Annotated in this window: 15 protein-coding genes; 7 read left to right on the top strand and 8 right to left on the bottom strand. The window is 69.1% G+C overall.

What is annotated here, in order from left to right:
* Nucleotides 1-18: 18 nt before the first annotated feature.
* Together JOE46_RS01440 and JOE46_RS01445 are read left to right on the top strand one after the other, a co-directional pair.
* Nucleotides 19-750 carry a GntR family transcriptional regulator gene (locus tag JOE46_RS01440; RefSeq protein ID WP_209925998.1) on the top strand — a complete coding sequence of 244 codons (732 nt, stop codon included), beginning with the start codon at nucleotides 19-21 and terminating at the stop codon, nucleotides 748-750.
* 54 nt (nucleotides 751-804) lie between these two features.
* Nucleotides 805-4,092, top strand: a complete 3,288-nt coding sequence (locus JOE46_RS01445) for an arabinosyltransferase domain-containing protein (RefSeq protein ID WP_374102876.1) — start codon at nucleotides 805-807, stop codon at nucleotides 4,090-4,092.
* Between the two features lie 15 nt (nucleotides 4,093-4,107).
* Here the strand turns inward: JOE46_RS01445 and JOE46_RS01450 are convergent, their stop codons facing one another.
* From JOE46_RS01450 to JOE46_RS01460, 3 genes are all read right to left on the bottom strand, one after another.
* Entirely contained in the window at nucleotides 4,108-5,226 is a 1,119-nt protein-coding gene (locus tag JOE46_RS01450; protein ID WP_245220889.1) for a glutamate--cysteine ligase, read from the bottom strand.
* Between the two features lie 107 nt (nucleotides 5,227-5,333).
* Entirely contained in the window at nucleotides 5,334-5,813 is a 480-nt protein-coding gene (locus JOE46_RS01455; protein ID WP_097212721.1) for a DUF6328 family protein, read from the bottom strand.
* Between the two features lie 7 nt (nucleotides 5,814-5,820).
* Complete coding sequence (locus JOE46_RS01460) at nucleotides 5,821-6,021, bottom strand: hypothetical protein (protein WP_097212722.1); 201 nt, start codon at nucleotides 6,019-6,021, stop codon at nucleotides 5,821-5,823.
* Between the two features lie 190 nt (nucleotides 6,022-6,211).
* Between JOE46_RS01460 and JOE46_RS01465 the strand changes: the two genes are divergently transcribed.
* The 3 genes from JOE46_RS01465 (at nucleotide 6,212) to JOE46_RS01475 (ending at nucleotide 8,901) form a co-directional block, all read left to right on the top strand.
* Nucleotides 6,212-6,400: a ChaB family protein gene (locus JOE46_RS01465; RefSeq protein ID WP_097212804.1), complete on the top strand. Its 189-nt coding sequence runs from the start codon at nucleotides 6,212-6,214 to the stop codon at nucleotides 6,398-6,400.
* 87 nt (nucleotides 6,401-6,487) lie between these two features.
* Entirely contained in the window at nucleotides 6,488-7,345 is an 858-nt protein-coding gene (map, locus tag JOE46_RS01470) for a type I methionyl aminopeptidase (protein WP_097212723.1), read from the top strand.
* Nucleotides 7,345-8,901 (top strand): cobyric acid synthase, encoded by a 1,557-nt coding sequence (locus JOE46_RS01475; RefSeq protein ID WP_209926000.1) that lies wholly within the window; start codon nucleotides 7,345-7,347, stop codon nucleotides 8,899-8,901. Before map ends, JOE46_RS01475 begins: the two co-directional genes overlap by 1 nt.
* 10 nt (nucleotides 8,902-8,911) lie before the next feature.
* Here JOE46_RS01475 and JOE46_RS01480 read toward each other — a convergent pair whose 3' ends face one another.
* Genes JOE46_RS01480 through JOE46_RS01490 form a run of 3 tightly spaced genes read right to left on the bottom strand, consistent with a single transcriptional unit; the run spans nucleotide 8,912 to nucleotide 10,922 of the window.
* Nucleotides 8,912-9,661, bottom strand: coding sequence for an ABC transporter permease (locus JOE46_RS01480; RefSeq protein WP_245220891.1), 750 nt, complete (start codon nucleotides 9,659-9,661; stop codon nucleotides 8,912-8,914).
* Complete coding sequence (locus JOE46_RS01485) at nucleotides 9,658-10,563, bottom strand: ABC transporter ATP-binding protein (RefSeq protein WP_209926001.1); 906 nt, start codon at nucleotides 10,561-10,563, stop codon at nucleotides 9,658-9,660. Before JOE46_RS01485 ends, JOE46_RS01480 begins: the two co-directional genes overlap by 4 nt.
* Entirely contained in the window at nucleotides 10,560-10,922 is a 363-nt protein-coding gene (locus JOE46_RS01490) for a GntR family transcriptional regulator (protein WP_097212726.1), read from the bottom strand. Before JOE46_RS01490 ends, JOE46_RS01485 begins: the two co-directional genes overlap by 4 nt.
* A 116-nt stretch (nucleotides 10,923-11,038) precedes the next feature.
* Here JOE46_RS01490 and JOE46_RS01495 point away from each other — a divergent pair, with 116 nt between their 5' ends.
* Nucleotides 11,039-11,605 carry an alpha/beta hydrolase gene (locus tag JOE46_RS01495; RefSeq protein ID WP_209926002.1) on the top strand — a complete coding sequence of 189 codons (567 nt, stop codon included), beginning with the start codon at nucleotides 11,039-11,041 and terminating at the stop codon, nucleotides 11,603-11,605.
* A gap of 68 nt (nucleotides 11,606-11,673) precedes the next feature.
* Here JOE46_RS01495 and mtr read toward each other — a convergent pair whose 3' ends face one another.
* A complete protein-coding gene (gene mtr, locus JOE46_RS01500; RefSeq protein WP_209926006.1) occupies nucleotides 11,674-13,047 on the bottom strand; it encodes a mycothione reductase in 1,374 nt (457 codons plus the stop codon).
* Nucleotides 13,044-14,042 (bottom strand): alpha/beta hydrolase, encoded by a 999-nt coding sequence (locus JOE46_RS01505; RefSeq protein WP_209926009.1) that lies wholly within the window; start codon nucleotides 14,040-14,042, stop codon nucleotides 13,044-13,046. Before JOE46_RS01505 ends, mtr begins: the two co-directional genes overlap by 4 nt.
* A 118-nt stretch (nucleotides 14,043-14,160) precedes the next feature.
* Between JOE46_RS01505 and mqo the strand changes: the two genes are divergently transcribed.
* The gene (gene mqo / locus JOE46_RS01510) at nucleotides 14,161-15,705 is read left to right on the top strand and encodes a malate dehydrogenase (quinone) (protein WP_209926011.1); all 1,545 of its coding nucleotides are present in this window, start codon (nucleotides 14,161-14,163) and stop codon (nucleotides 15,703-15,705) included.
* Nucleotides 15,706-15,708: the final 3 nt, after the last annotated feature.

Consider the following 15,708-nt stretch of genomic DNA (forward strand, 5'->3'; position numbering starts at 1 on the left):
TGAGGTACGCTGACCTGCATGAAAGACAAGGGGATCGGATCGGGCGAGGTGGGGGAGTCTGCGCCCAAGTACTACCGGGTGCGCACCGAACTGGCGACCATCATCGACGATCTCGACGAGGGCGATCCCGTGCCCGCGGAGCGTGACCTCGCGGTGCGCTTCGAGGTGTCCAGGGAGACGGTGCGCCAGGCAGTGCACGAGCTGCTGGTGGAGGGCAGGATCCAGCGTCGCGGCCGCGGCACCGTCGTCGCCAGCCCCAAGCTCACCCAGCCGCTCTCGCTCTGTTCGTACACAGAGGGCGCGGTCAGCCAGGGCCGGGTGCCCGGCCGGGAGTTGGTCACCTTCACGAACGAGCGGGCCGATTCCGAGCTCGCCGCCGACCTCGGGCTGTCCGCGGGGGCCGCCGTGATCCATCTCGAGCGGGTGCTGCTCGCGGACGGGCAGAAGATCGGGCTCGAGAGTACGTACCTGCCTGCCTGCCGATTCGCCTCGATGGCACGGACGTTCGACCCGGGCACCTCGTTGTACGCCGCGATCCGCGCCACAGGGGTGACCTTCGACTCGGCCACCGAACGGATCGAGACGGTGCTGGCGTCGCCGCGCGAGGCCGCCCTGCTCGACTCGACGACCGCGATGCCGATGCTGTTGCTGAACCGGATCTCCCTGGACACAGCGGGTGTGCCGATCGAGCGGGTCCGCTCGCTCTATCGCGGCGATCGCGTCGCATTCCTCGCCACGCTGCGGGAGTGAGCGCGGGCGTCGTTCGTTTCACTCATGAGTTGATTGCGGTTAGCATCCGAACCCGTGGTTGACAGCATCGTGGCGACGAGATCCGCATCGGCAAACGGTCCGGAGATCCCTCCCCACGAGGCGCACGGGAAGTCCTCGCTCCGCGGTGCCCGCTGGACCGCGATCGTGACGGGCCTGATCGGCATGCTCCTCACCCTGTCGGTGCCGCTGCTGCCCGTCGTGACGGACGAGACGGTGCTCTCATGGCCGCAGCAGGACCTGGCGCGCAGCGTCTCGGCGCCGCTCGTCTCGTACTCGCCGGTGAGCCTCGACGTCGCGATCCCCTGCACGGCCATCGGCCCGCTGGCGGGGCAGGGCGGCACCCTCGTCGCCACCGCCCCGAACGGTGCCCCCGACGCCGAGCGCTACGGCCTCGTGGCCAAGGTCATACCCGCGGGTGCGGATGATCCCGGCCGCATCGAGGTGGTCCTGCGCGACACGGTGCTGCTGTCCGCGCCGCTCGACCGGCTCGCGGGCGGCGACTGCGCGATCGCGGTGTACTCCGACGCGACGAGGACCACCGCCGAGATCACCGGGTCCGGGATCGCGCCGACCGTGCACGAGGGCGACCTCCGTCCCCAGATGGTCGGCGTGTTCACCGATCTGGTTGGTGCGGCGCCCGACGGCCTCCAGGTCACCGCGGAACTCGACTCGCGCTTCACCTCGACGCCGTCGACGCTCAAGCTGATCGCGATGGTCGTCGGCGTGCTGGCGATGCTCGCCTCCCTCGTCGCCCTGCACCGCCTCGACCGTGTCGACGGCAGGCGCTCGCGCAGGTTCCTGCCCGCGCGCTGGTGGAAGTTCGGCGTGGTGGACGCCGTGATCATCGGCACCCTGGTGCTGTGGCACTTCATCGGCGCGACCACTTCGGACGACGGCTATCAGTTCACGATGGCCCGCGCCGCCGAGCGGGCCGGCTACATGGCGAACTACTTCCGGTACTACGGGGTGCCCGAAACACCCTTCGGGACGCCGTATTACGAGGTGTTCGGGCTGCTCGCCCACATCACGCCCGCGAGCCCCTTCGTCCGGCTGCCCGCGCTGATCGCGGGCATCGTGACCTGGCTGGTGCTCAGCCGTGAGGTGGTGCCGCGCCTCGGCGCGGCGGCGCGGGCCAACCGGCTGGCCCTGTGGACCGGCGGTCTGGTCTTCCTCGCCGTCTGGCTCCCGTACAACAACGGGCTGCGCCCCGAACCGATCGTCGCGGCGGGCGTGCTGCTGACCTGGTGCTCGGTCGAGCGCGCCATCGCCACCCGACGGCTGCTCCCCGCCGCGGGCGCGATCCTGGTCGCCGCCATGACCCTCTCGGTCGGCCCCTCGGGGATCATCTGCTTCGCCGCGCTGATCGCCGGACTGCGCCCCATCGGCCAGGTCGTCGTCGCGCGCGCGAAGGAGGTCGGATATCTCGCGCTGCTGCTGCCGCTCCTCGCGTCGGGCACCGCGATCCTGGCGGTGATCTTCGCGGACCAGACGTTGGCGGCGGTCTTCGAGATGCAGCGCGTGCACGAGGTCGCGGGGCCCAACGAGAAGTGGTTCGACGAGTACCTGCGTTACCAGTGGCTGCTGAACATCTCGCCCGACGGATCGCTCGCGCGGCGGTTCGGCATCTTCATCATGATTCTCGGCGTCGCCGTGAGCATCCTGGCGATGCTCCGCAAGGGTGGCCGCATCCCCGGGACCGCCGCCGGACCGGCGCGCCGGATCCTCGGGATCACCCTCGGCGCCATGGTGCTGATGATGTTCACCCCGACGAAGTGGACGCACCACCTGGGGATCTACGCGGGACTGGCCGGGGCGGTCGCCGTGCTGACCACGGTCGCCGTGAGCGTCCACGTCCTGCGGTCGCCTCGCAACCGTGCGCTGTTCGCCGCGGCCGTGCTGTTCGTGCTCGCCATGTCGTTCACCGGCAGCAACGGCTGGTGGTACGTCTCGAGCTACAGCGTGCCGTGGTGGGACAAGCCGGTCTCCATCGGAGGGCTGGGCGCGGGCACCATGCTGCTCGGCGCCACGATGGCGATGCTGCTCGTCGCGGTCTGGTGTCACGTCCGAGAGCCGCACGCCGGCAACGGTTCGGGGCGGACCAGTCGGCTCTGGGCTATTCCTCCGCTCACCGTCGCCGCGGCGGCGATGGTGCTCTTCGAGGTCCTCTCGCTCGCCAAGGGCGCCGTCGCGCAGTACCCGGCGTACTCCGTCGGCCGTGCGAACTTCAACGCGCTCGGCGGCCAGGTCTGCGGTCTCGCCAACGACGTCTTGCTCGAGACCGACCCGAATGCCTCCATGCTGCAACCGCTCTCGGGTGGCCCCGCGACCGGCCTGGCCGGACCGGGCACGGTCGGCTTCGAGCCGAACGGTGTCGCCGCCGACCTGAGCGCCGACAAGGAATCGTCGGATTCGGTCACGGCGAACTCGGTCGATTCGAACGACAACCAGGCGAAGTCGGGCAACGCGGCGGGCACGGCGGGCGGGGCCGGACGGGTCGGCATCAACGGCAGCGCGGTGGCCCTCCCGTACGGCCTCGATCCGGCGACCACCCCGGTGCTCGGCAGCCACCTTGCCGACGGCGTCGCCACATTGACGACCGGCTGGTACCGGCTCCCGCCCGTCGGCTCCGACGGTTCGCGGGGTGACCTCATCTCCATCGCCGCGGCCGGCCGGATCCGATCCGTCGACGCCGACGGAATCGTCACCGAAGGGCAGGATCTCGAGCTCGAGTACGGCAGGGGACAGGGCGACGGCACGGCGGTCGCCCTCGGCACGGTGGCCCCGCTCGACCCCGGTCCCGCGCCGTCCTGGCGCAACCTCCGGGTCCCGCTCGACGCGCTGCCCGCCGAGGCCGACGTAGTCCGGATCGTCGCGTCCGACAACGACCGGGATCCCAAGCAGTGGCTCGCGGTGACCCCGCCGCGGGTACCGCAGACGCAGACGCTCAACTCGGTGGTGGGGTCGCAGACGCCCGTGCTGGTCGACTGGTCGGTCGGGCTGGCGTTCCCGTGTCAGCGACCGTTCGACCATCGCGACGGCGTGGCCGAGGTCCCCGAGTACCGCATCCTCCCGGACCGGATCGGCGCCATGACGACGAACCTGTGGCAGGACCACTTCGGCGGCGGACCGCTCGGCTGGACGCAGATGCTGCTGGCCGCCAGGACCATCCCGTCATATCTGGATCAGGACTGGGGTCGGGACTGGGGCGAGATCGAGCAGTTCACGCCGCTCGACCCGACGGCCGATCCCGCGACCCTCGACGTCACGACCACGCCGCGATCCGGGCTGTGGACCCCGGGACCGATCAACACCACGTTCTGACGCCTGCGGGCGCGACTACGCCGGTAGGGGCTCGCAGTGCTCGAGGGTCCGTTCCGTCGCGGACCGCACCACCTCGCCGATGCTGCGGCTGTTCGCCAACGCGTTTCGCTGCCAGATCGCGCCATTGCCCCGCTCGAGCTCACACCTGAGCGCCGCCTCGACCCGGCGGCTCTCCCCGAGCTCGTCGAGCGCATCCCGCACGTGGTCGAGCAGGAGCTCGACCCGGCGCGTGCAGGGGACGGGCTGCGCCGTCCGCGGGTCGAGGCCGAGACCGGACAGGCCGTCCCTGGCGGCCATCCAGTTGGCGATCCGGAGCGTCGCCAGCTCGACGGCGGGAGGGTCGTCGCCCCGCTCGACGGCAGACACCGCCGTCATGACCAGGGCCCGCACCAGCGTCGCCACCAGCACCGTCTGGTCCACGGTTGGCATCACGTCGCAGACCCGGACCTCGACGGTGGGCAGGTGGGAGGAGGGCCGGATGTCCCAATAGACCATGCGCTCGTCCAGGAGGCAGTCGCAGTCGACCAGCATCGCGACCAGTTCGTCGTACGCATCGGCCGATTGGAAGTACGGCGGCGGGCCGGAAACCGGCCACCTCGACCACAGGATCGTCCGCCAGCTCGCGAAGCCGCTGTCGATCCCCCGGTGCAGCGGCGAGTTGGCGCTCAGCGCCAGCAGCGTCGGGAGCCAGGGCCGAACGTGGTTGCAGACCTGCACCCGGCTCTCCCGGTCGGGTACGTCGACGTGCACGTGGCAGCCGCAGATGCCCTGTTCCAGGGCGAGGGTGCCGAACCTCTTCGCCATGGCGCGGTAGCGGTCAGAGTCGCTCACCGGCATCCGGGCGGGACCCGCGGGCGGCGTGCCTGTTGCGAGCAGCCTGCTGCCGTTGCGGGCGGCCGCGGCGGCCGCGAGCCTGCGGGCCTCGAGCAGGTGGGTGCGCAGCCCGTTGCTGTCCCAGCACACCGGGGAATTGGTTTCGATCTGGCACTGCGAGAGCTCGAGTTGGAGCGACACCCCGAGTTCGGTGGCGCTGGAGATCACCGCCGAGTTCCGCATCTGCGGGAGACCCGTGTCCGGGTCGACCAGCAGGAATTCCTCTTCCACCCCCATGGACGGGCACACGGGGTGATTCATGCGGGGGAACGCCCAACTTCGGGCATCAATACCATCTCGGATCCGTGGAATCGGAAAGGTCCTGACTTCAGCTCAATTCAAGCACTAGCCGAACACCGCCGAAAGGGTCAGTCGCGTCGGTAGGTGAGCGGGAGGACGATCCAGAAGTAGGCGAACGCCATGGCCGTGCAGCCGGCGGCAACGGCCCCGACGACCGAGTTGACGACGGTTCCGGCGATCAGCATCACCACGCCGGTGAGGGCGAGTCCCAGCATCACCAGCCCGCTGAGTTCGAGGCGGTGCGCCGTCGAGACGATGGTGTCCAGCTTCCGTCTGCGGAACAGGATCCGGTGGAACCCCACGGGGGCGATCAACAGCACGGTGGCGGCGATCGAGAAGAACACGGTGGCGAGGTAGACGCCCCGTTCGTAGGTCGACAGCTCCGCGAACCGCTCCTGGAACGGCAGGATCAGCAGGAAGCCGGTCAGCAGTTGGACACCGGTCTGCGTCACCCGCAGCTCTTGCAGGATGCTCGCCCAGTTGCGGTCGAGGCGCTCGGTCTCGGTCTCGTGTCTGCCGTCGTCGCCGGCGACGGGGTCGATGGTCATCGGATACCTACGACGCGCGCGACGACTGCCCGGCCGAATCCGCGCAGCGGCAGCCGAGCGGGACGTCGCCGCAGTCCAGCACCAGCGGGTGCCGCATCGCGGTCAGGTCAGCGCACTGCTCTTCGGTGCACTCGGCGGGGTCGGTCCGGTGCACGATCAGGGTTCCGTGACAGTGGTCGAGACTGTCGGCACACGCGGCGCAGGCCATGGTGCTACCTCCGGGTCGGGGCGATCGGCATCCTGCCTCCGTTGGTACCACCTGGCGGCGACAGCGTGGGGATTCCCCGGGCGTGTCAGTCGACCTGTGTAGTTCGGACCGGCGCTTTCGCTGAGGTGTCGACGGGCGGACAATCGAGGGGCAAGAAATGACGGCCTCGACCGACGGAGGAGGGGCAGCGGTGAACCGGACCGAGCTCCCACAGACAGTGCGGCGATCGTCCAAGGAGGCGCAGGTGGTCTTCGCGGAGGCACGCGACACGGCCATCAAGCGATACGGGGAGGGCGAAGACGCCCTTCGCGCGGCGTACGGCGAGCTCAAACACGATTTCGAGTTGGAGGTCGATCACTGGGTGCCCAAGCAGGGGTGACCTCGGTACGACATGGTCCGCGCCGCGGCAGGACGCGACGCGGTGGGTCTGACGGTGTGCCCACGCGGTGCGTCTACCCTTGTCCGTATGCCAGTTCGCACCCAGCTCAGCCCCGGAACCGTCTCCGCGACGCTCGCCGTCCCCGCCAATATCGAGCGGCCGGAGTATGCGTGGAAGCCGACCGTCAACGAGGGCAACGAGCCGTGGGTGCAGACCCAGGAGACCATCGAGGCCATGCGGGTGGCGAGCAAGATCGCCGCCCAGGCCCTGCAGGAGGCGGGCAAGGCGGTCGCGCCGGGCGTCACCACCGACGCGCTCGACCGGATCGCGCACGAGTACATGATCGACCACGGCGCCTACCCGTCCACGCTGGGCTACAAGGACTTCCCCAAGTCCTGCTGCACCTCGCTGAACGAGGTCATCTGCCACGGCATCCCCGACTCGACGGTGATCCAGGACGGCGACATCGTCAACATCGACGTGACCGCGTACATCGGCGGGGTGCACGGCGACACCAACGCCACCTTCCTGGCCGGTGACGTGTCCGAGGAGAACCGCCTGCTCGTCGAGCGCACCCACGAGGCGACGATGCGCGCCATCAAGGCGGTCAAGCCCGGCCGCGAGCTCAACGTCATCGGGCGGGTCATCGAGGCCTACGCCAACCGCTTCGGCTACGGCGTGGTGCGGGACTTCACCGGCCACGGCATCGGCGAGACCTTCCACAACGGGTTGGTCATCCTGCACTACGACCAGCCGAACGTGGACACCGTCATCGAACCGGGCATGGTGTTCACCATCGAGCCGATGATCAACCTCGGCACCGTCGACTACGACATCTGGGACGACGGCTGGACCGTCGTCACCAAGGACCGCAAGTGGACGGCCCAGTTCGAGCACACCATCGTCGTCACCGACACGGGCGCGGAAATTCTCACGCTGCCATGATGTCGGGGCCCGCTCCGGTCGTGAAGGGTGCGCTGCTCGTCGCCGGAACGACCTCCGACGCGGGCAAGAGCGTGCTGGTCGCCGGGTTGTGCCGGATGCTGGCCCGGCGCGGGGTGTCGGTCGCGCCGTTCAAGGCGCAGAACATGTCCAACAACTCGGTCGTCACCCTCGACGGCGGCGAGATCGGGCGGGCGCAGGCACTGCAGGCGCGGGCCTGCGGGCTCGAGCCGAGCGTGCGCTTCAACCCGGTGCTGCTCAAGCCGGGCAGCGACCGGACCTCGCAGCTGGTGGTCCGCGGTCGGGCGGTGACCAACGTGGGGGCCCGCGACTACATCGAGCATCGGGAGTGGCTCCGGGGCGTCGTCGCCGACGAGTTGTCTTCGCTGCGAGCGGAATTCGACGTGGTGATCTGCGAGGGCGCCGGATCGCCCGCGGAGATCAACCTGCGTGCGACGGACCTGGCGAACATGGGGCTGGCGCGGGCGGCTTCGCTCCCGGTGATCGTGGTCGGGGACATCGACCGCGGGGGCGTGCTGGCGCACCTGTTCGGCACCCTCGCCGTGCTCTCACCCGAGGACCAGGCACTGATCGCCGGTTTCGTGATCAACAAGTTCCGCGGCGATGTGGGTCTGCTGGAGCCCGGCCTGGTCCAGCTGCGGGAGATGACCGGACGCCCCACCCTCGGCGTGGTGCCGTTCGCCGAGGGACTCTGGATCGACGCCGAGGACTCGCTGTCCACGGTCGTGGACGCCCCGGTAGGCAGGCCCGCCGCGCCGGCGGGTCAGGGGTGGCTGCGGGTGGCCGCGGTGCGACTGCCGCGGGTGTCCAACGCGACCGACGTGGAGGCCCTGGCCTGCGAACCCGGCGTCTCGGTGCACTGGGTCGGCGAGCCGTCGCGGCTGCAGGATGCCGACCTGGTGGTGATCCCCGGCAGCAAGTCCACCGTCTCGGACCTGGCCTGGTTGCGCTCGAGCGGGATCGCGGACGCGCTGGACGCGCGGGCCGCGGCCGGGCTGCCGACCCTCGGCATCTGCGGCGGGTACCAGATGCTCGGGCGCACCATCGTCGACGACGTCGAATCGGGCGCGGGGACGGTGGACGGGTTGGGCCTGCTGGACATGGAGATCGAGTTCGCGCCCGAGAAGGTGCTGCGGCAGGTCACCGGGACCGCCGACTCGGTTGCGGTGTCCGGCTACGAGATCCACCACGGGCGGGTCGTCCGCAACGCAGACCCGCCGCTGCTGCTCGGCGCGGACGGCGAGCCGGAGGGCAGCGTCCGTGGGCAGGTGTTCGGCACCCACTGGCACGGTCTGCTCGAGTCGGACGAGTTCCGTCGCGGGTTCCTGACCCGGGTCGCGGCCGTCACCAGGCGGCCGTTCACGGTCGCGCCCGACACCTCGGTGGCGGCGGAGCGGACCGCGCAGCTGGACCTGCTGGCCGACCTGGTGGAGCGGCACCTCGACGTGGACGCGATCGAGGAAATCATCAACTGCGGTGCGCCGCGGGATCTTCCGGTGGTCACGCACGGCCGCGCGGTGGTGGACCCCGTTCGCTGATCGCGGGACGTCACGGGGTCGCCCGACGCAGCGCAAGCCAGGCGACCGCCATCGCGATCGCGGTGCCGGTCAGGGGCAGCGCCACCAGCGGCAGGGCCCGCGGCGAGTCGGCGAACCAGTCGCCCACCGCGGGCCACCACCGCGCCCAGGTGATCAGGATCGCGGCGATACCACCGAGGCCGAGGACCCCGACTCCGGCGGCCAGTAGTCCCGTTGCCCGCCAGCGCTGGTAGATCGCGCCGGCGGCAATCGCGATCGCCGTGGTCAGCAGCAGCGTCGAGAAGATGGTCAGGAACTGCAGCAGCGGGTTGTCGGTGAGGTAGTCGGCCAGGCCGAACATCCGCATCCACACGCCCCAACCGTCGGTGGCGGCCTCCACCACCGACAGCAGGTAGAGCGCCGCGGCGAACACCGCCGACTGAGCGAGCGCCAACAGCGCTGTGGCGGAGAAGAACTCGCGACGAGTCACGCTCATGCCGAGCGTGAAGGGGAAGGTCTGGGCCATCGCCTGCAGGTAGAACGCCAGCACGAACCCGTATACGGAGAAGACGCTGCCGGTGAAACCCTCTTCCTGATCGTTGTCGACCAGGAAGTAGATCGTGTAGCTGATCAGGAAGGAGGAGGCGAGGATGGCGACAGGCCAGGCGATCAGCAGCGGCCACGCCACGGTGTGCACGCGGAGGACGGCGCCGATCCGGGAGTCGGAGCCCGGCTCGGTGCGCGGCGGTGTCATCGTAGTGGTTGCGGTCTGGGTGGTCATGCGGTGATCTCCCGTGCTCCGGTGGTGGTCGCGATGACGAGGTCCTGCAGCGATACGGGTTCGAGCTCGACACCCGCCGCGCGCAGCAGGGCGCGCTCGGGCTCGGTCGCCGTGCGCTCGACCGTGGTGCGGGCCTGCGAACCCAGCGATTCGCGATGCAGCACCCGGGCGCCCGCCGCGAACGCGTCGACGGCCTCGGCCGGCCCGGTCGCGACCACTGCCCGCCTGCGCAGCGCGTCGGCGTCGTCATCGACGATGATCCGCCCGCCGTCGACGACGATGACGTGCTCGAGCAGGTTGCTGACCTCGTCGATGAGGTGCGTGGACAGCACGATCGTGCGGGGGTGCTCGGCATAGTCGGCGAGCAGTCGGTCGTAGAACAGGTGCCGGGCGACGGCGTCGAGGCCCAGATAGGGCTCGTCGAACAGCGTGAGCGGTGCCCGCGCGGCGAGCCCGATGATCACGCCGAGCGTGGACTTCATGCCCCTGGACAGCTTCTTGACCTTGCGGCACAGCGGGAGCTGGAAATCGTCGAGCAATCGGTCGGCGAACTCGCGGTCCCAGCCGGGCATCAGATGCCCGGCGGCGGCGAGCACGTGCTTCACTCGGAGGTCGTCGACGTACGTCTGGCTCTCCTTGATGAAGCAGATGTTGCGCAGGACCCGCGCGTTCTCGAAGGGTGTGCCGCCGAGAACCGTCACGTCGCCGGATGTCTGGGTGTCCTGTCCGGTCAGGATCTGCATCAGCGTGGTCTTGCCCGCGCCGTTCCGGCCGAGCAGGCCGTAGATCTTGTCGGGCTCGATGGTGAGGGAGACGTCGTCGAGCGCGGTGACGTCGCCGAACCGCTTGCTCAGGCCGCGAACCGACACGATCGGTTCGGCATCGATGGCGGTCACGGTCATCTGCTTTCCTCCCGGTTGTCGAGCATGGACTTGAGTTCGGTGATCGACATGCCGAGCTTGTCGGCCTCCGCGATCAGCGGCTCGATGTACTGGCGCACGAAGTGCTCGCGGCGCCGGAATCGCAGCGCGTCTCGTGCGCCCTCCGTGACGAACATCCCGATACCTCGCTTCTTGTAGAGAATCCCCTCGGCCACGAGCTGCCCGAGCCCCTTCGCCGCCGTCGCGGGGTTGATCCGGTGGAAGGCGGCGAGCTCGTTCGTGGACGGAACCTGGCCGTCCTCCGGCAGCGATCCGTCGATGATGGAGTTCTCCACGAGCTCGGCGATCTGCTGGAACAGCGGCCTACCGTCGTCGTTCACCGGAACCGCCGCCCGTGAGGCTTACTGGTTCATTACTCATGTAATGAACCATAGGACCTTTGGGTGCGGTGTGCAAGCGATCGTGGGCGCGGCCCGATGGCGTACCGTCCGTAGCCATGGAATTGACGCAAGTTCCCGTCGGGGAGGGCACCTACACCGTTCGCGTCGACGGCCCGGAGAGCAGGCATACGGTGCTGCTGCTCCCTGGTGCAGGGGAGTCCGCGTCCGTGTTCGACGCGGTGTGCGAGCGACTGCACAACTCCGACCTGCGCACGGTCGTGCCCGAGTCGATCGACGGACTCGACGAGACCAGCGCCATCGCGCTGCTCGACGCGCTGAAGCTGCCGTGGGTCAACCTCGCAGGCAACCGCGAGGGTGCCGCGCTGGCCTGGCTGCTCGCCGCGAAGACCTTCGGCCGGTTCGCCAGTCTGGTCGTGGCGGACTGCCCGCACCCCGCTGTGCCGGATCTCGAGGGTGTCGTGCGCGAGTCCGGTTGTGCGCCCGTGGAAATGCCGACGACGCTGCTGATCGGGAACTCGCTGGGCCGGCCGATGGCCGACACCAGCGGCAGGCACGTCTACTCCGACTTCCGTGTCGTCCAGCTCGACGGCGTCGACTCGGTGCCGCAGGGCGCGGCCGCCGAGATGGCCACCGAGATCGTCCTCCGTACCAGCAGCTGGTAGGCGCTCCGCGCCCGTGAGTCCTTCTGGTCCCCAGGTGGGCCAGAAAGACTCACGGGCGGCGCAGCCGCCTATTCCAGCCCGAGCAGGGCGTTCTCGACGACCTCGGGGAGGCCCGGGTGGATCCAGTACTGGCCCCTGGCCATGTCCTGGGCGCTCAGGCCGAAGCTCATCGCCTGGATCAGCGGCTGGATCACCGTGGGCGCCTGAGCGCCGATGACGTGGGCGCCCAGCAGCCTGCCGGTACCGCGCTCGGCGATCACCTTGCACAGGCCCTCGGTGTCCTCCATTGCCCAGCCGTAGGCGACGTCTGAGTACTTCTGCACCTTCACCGTGATGTCGAGGCCCTGATCGCGGGCCTGCTCCTCGGTGAGCCCGACCTCGGCGATCTGCGGGTCGGTGAACACCGCCGCCGGCACGAACCGGTGATCGGTGCGGACCAGGTCCGCGCCGTCCGCCCACGCGTTGCGCAGCAGGTTCTCCTGCACCACCCGGGCCTCGTGGTTCGCCACGTGCTTGAGCTGATAGGGCGAGGACACGTCGCCGAGCGCGAAGACGCCCTCCGCGGTGGTGCGCTGGAACCGGTCCACGAGCACCCGTCCCTCGTCGTCGACGTCGACCCCCGCGGTCTCGGCGCCGAGCCGGTCGCCGTTCGGGGCCCGCCCCACCGCGACCAGCAGGGTGTCGCCCGAGACCACGCTGCCATCCGCGAGTTCCACCTCGACGTTGCCGTCGCCGCCGCGCACGGTCGTCACCGGATTGCCCAGTCGCACATCCCATTTCTCGCGGGCGAGGGCGGTGAAATGTGCCGAGATGTCGCCGTCGAGGTGTCGCAGCAGGCGGTTGCCGCGGCCGATGATCGTGACCTTGCTGCCGAATGCCGAGAAGACATGGGCGAACTCGGAGGCGATGAACCCGCTGCCGATGATCACCAGGTGCTCGGGCAGTTCCGGCAGCCGCATGATGTTGTCGTTGGTGTAATAGCGGACTCCGCTGCGGGTCACCGCCTCAGGGATGATCGGCCGCGATCCGGCCGCGATCACCACCTGGTCCGCGGTGATCACCTCGCCGGTCCCGGTCTCCAGGCGTCGCGGTCCGATGAACCTGGCGTGGCCGGAAAACAGTGTGGTGCCCGGACTCTCGTCGCGCCGATAGCGCTCGCCGCCCGCCGAGATGGGGTCGATCCGGTCGAAAACCCGGCTGACGATGTCCGGCCAGCGCACCTTGTCGATGCGCGAGTCGATGCCGTACTTGCTCGAGTGTTCGATGGTGCGGGCGACCTCGGCGGCGTAGACGAACATCTTGGTCGGGATGCACCCGACGTTCAGGCAGGTGCCGCCGAAGACGCCGTCCTCGAGCAGCGCGACCTGCATGTCGGCGTACCGGTCGTCGAGAATGGTGTTGCCGGAACCGGATCCGATGATCGCGAGGTCGAAGTGGTTCATGCGCCGTGTCCGTGGAGCCAGTTCAGCCACAGGTCCACCTCGTCGAAGGCCTGTTTGCGCGGCACCTCGGTGGAGAGGAAGACGTCGTGCCGGGCGCCCTCGATCGGCACGATCGTGGTGCGGTCGCCGAGGCAGCCCGCCCAGCGGGCGATCTGCCTCACGTCCAGCACCAGGTCGGCCTCGTCGGACTTGGCGGTGTACCGGGAGGAGTAGTGCGTCTTCTCGGACCGCAGGATCAGCGAGGGCACCCCGACGTCGAGCCCGCGGTGCAGCTTCGCGTGGCCGTGGCGGATCGCGCGCAGCCAGCCGAAGGTCACCGGGAACCCGGTCATCGGCTTCCACTCGAGGTTGTAGTCCCACTCGCCGCCCGTCCCGACGTGCAGGCTGCGCCCGTAGACGTCGATCGGCGGCTGCTTGACGGCGAGCCGGTCCTTGACCCGGCCGACGGCCTTGACGGCCACGGTGCCGACGCTGCGCAGGTACGACGGGCCCTGCAGGTCGAACCACGGGCTGTTGAGGATCAGCCCGGCGATGCCTGCGCCTGCGCTGCCGCCTGGCCGCTTGTTCAGCCGGTCGAGCCACAGCGGCAGGATCAGCCCGCCGGTGGAGTGCGCCACCAGCAGGACGGTGCCGCCGCCGATCTGCTCGCGGACCAGTGCCAGCGCGCGGCCCAGTTCCTCGTCGTAGAGGGCGAGGTCGGTGACGAAGTGCGGGGTCTGGCCCTGCTTCAGTGAGCGGCCGCATTTGCGCAGGTCCAGGGCGAAGAACGAGTAGCCCTGGTCGTGGAAGTGTTCGGCCATGTGGTGCTGGAAGAAGTAGTCGGTGAACCCGTGCACGTAGAGCACGGCCCGCGCGGGTGTGCGGTCGATCCCGCCCTCGGGCTGGTACCTGACGAGTGTGGCGTCGATCTCACCTTCACCGTCGGGATCGATTCCGAGTGGGATGGTCAACTGCTGATATCCGTCGCCGAGGACGTCGGGAGCCCAAGTAGTCACAGATCACAATGTAATGCGCAGGAATGCCCCCCGCAGTGGCGCACAATTGGGTGAGGTGAACGACGCGTATACGCGCGGGTAACCTATCCGCTGCAGTCGGCGCGACTGCGCACTGCCAATGGACAAGGAAGTCGATTTTCCAGTGTCAGACAACAACGCGGTAGAGACCAAGACCGATGTAGTGCTCGTGGGTGCGGGCATCATGAGTGCGACCCTCGGAGCCATCCTGCGGCAGCTGCAGCCGGATTGGTCGATCAGCGTGTTCGAGCGGCTCGACGCCGCCGCCGCGGAGAGCAGCGACCCGTGGAACAACGCGGGCACCGGACACTCGGCTCTGTGTGAGCTCAACTACACCCCCGAGAACAAGGACGGCTCCGTCGACATCGCCAAGGCGATCACGGTCAACGAGCAGTTCCAGGTCTCCCGGCAGTTCTGGGCGCACGCGCTCGAACAGGGCATCCTCACCGCCCCCAAGGAATTCATCAACCCCATCCCGCACGTGAGCTTCGTGCACGGGGCGGACAACGTGAAGTACCTGAAGGCGCGCTACGACGCCCTCGCTGGACACACGCTGTTCAACGGCATGGAGTACACCGACAGCGCGGACGAGTTCGCCCGCCGCCTGCCGCTGATGGCCAAGGGTCGCGACTACTCCGACCCCGTCGCCCTGAACTGGACCGAGGGCGGCACCGATGTCGACTTCGGCGCGCTGACCAAGCAGCTGCTCAACCACGTCGCCTCCTCGGGCGGCACCGTGCACTTCGGTCACGAGGTCACCGGCATCAAGAAGCAGTCCGACGGCAGCTGGAAGCTCAAGGTGCACAACCGTCGCACCGGCGGCCGCAAGGTCGTCAACGCCAAGTTCGTCTTCGTCGGAGCAGGCGGCGGCGCCCTGCACCTGCTGCAGCAGTCCGGCATCAAGGAGGCCAAGGGCTTCGGCGGCTTCCCCGTCAGCGGTGCCTTCCTCCGCTGCACCAACCCGGAGCTGATCGATCAGCACCGCGCGAAGGTGTACGGCAAGGCCGCGGTCGGTGCCCCGCCGATGTCGGTCCCGCACCTCGACACCCGCGTCATCGGTGGCAAGCCGGGCCTGCTGTTCGGCCCGTACGCCGGTTGGTCGCCGAAGTTCCTCAAGGAGGGCCGGGTCACCGACCTGCCCGGTTCGGTCAAGCCGAACAACCTGCTGTCCATGCTCGGCGTCGGCGTCTCCGAGCTCGGCCTGGTCAAGTACCTGGTCAGCGAGCTGGCGAAGAACGCGGAGGGTCGGATCGAGACCATGCGCGAGTTCGTCCCCGAGGCAATCGGAGCGGACTGGGAGCTGATCACGGCCGGCCAGCGCGTCCAGGTGATCCGCCGCGACAAGCGCAAGGGCGGCGTGCTCGAGTTCGGCACCGCGGTCATCAGCGCCGCGGACGGCTCGATCGCGGGTCTGCTTGGCGCCTCGCCCGGCGCCTCGACCGCGGTCCCGGCGATGCTCGACGTGCTCAAGCGCTGCTTCGGGGACCGGTTCGCGTCCTGGGAGCCGCAGCTCAAGCAGATGGTGCCCTCGCTCGGTGTGAAGCTCTCCGACGACAAGTCGCTGTTCACCGAGGTCTGGGACTGGTCCAGCCGCGTGCTCGAACTCGACACCGACGTTCAGGAGACCGCCTCCGCCGCGGTGTGATAG

It is taken from the genome of Rhodococcus sp. PvR099 (assembly GCF_017833315.1).
GTDB classification, from domain to species: domain Bacteria; phylum Actinomycetota; class Actinomycetes; order Mycobacteriales; family Mycobacteriaceae; genus Rhodococcus_G; species Rhodococcus_G oryzae.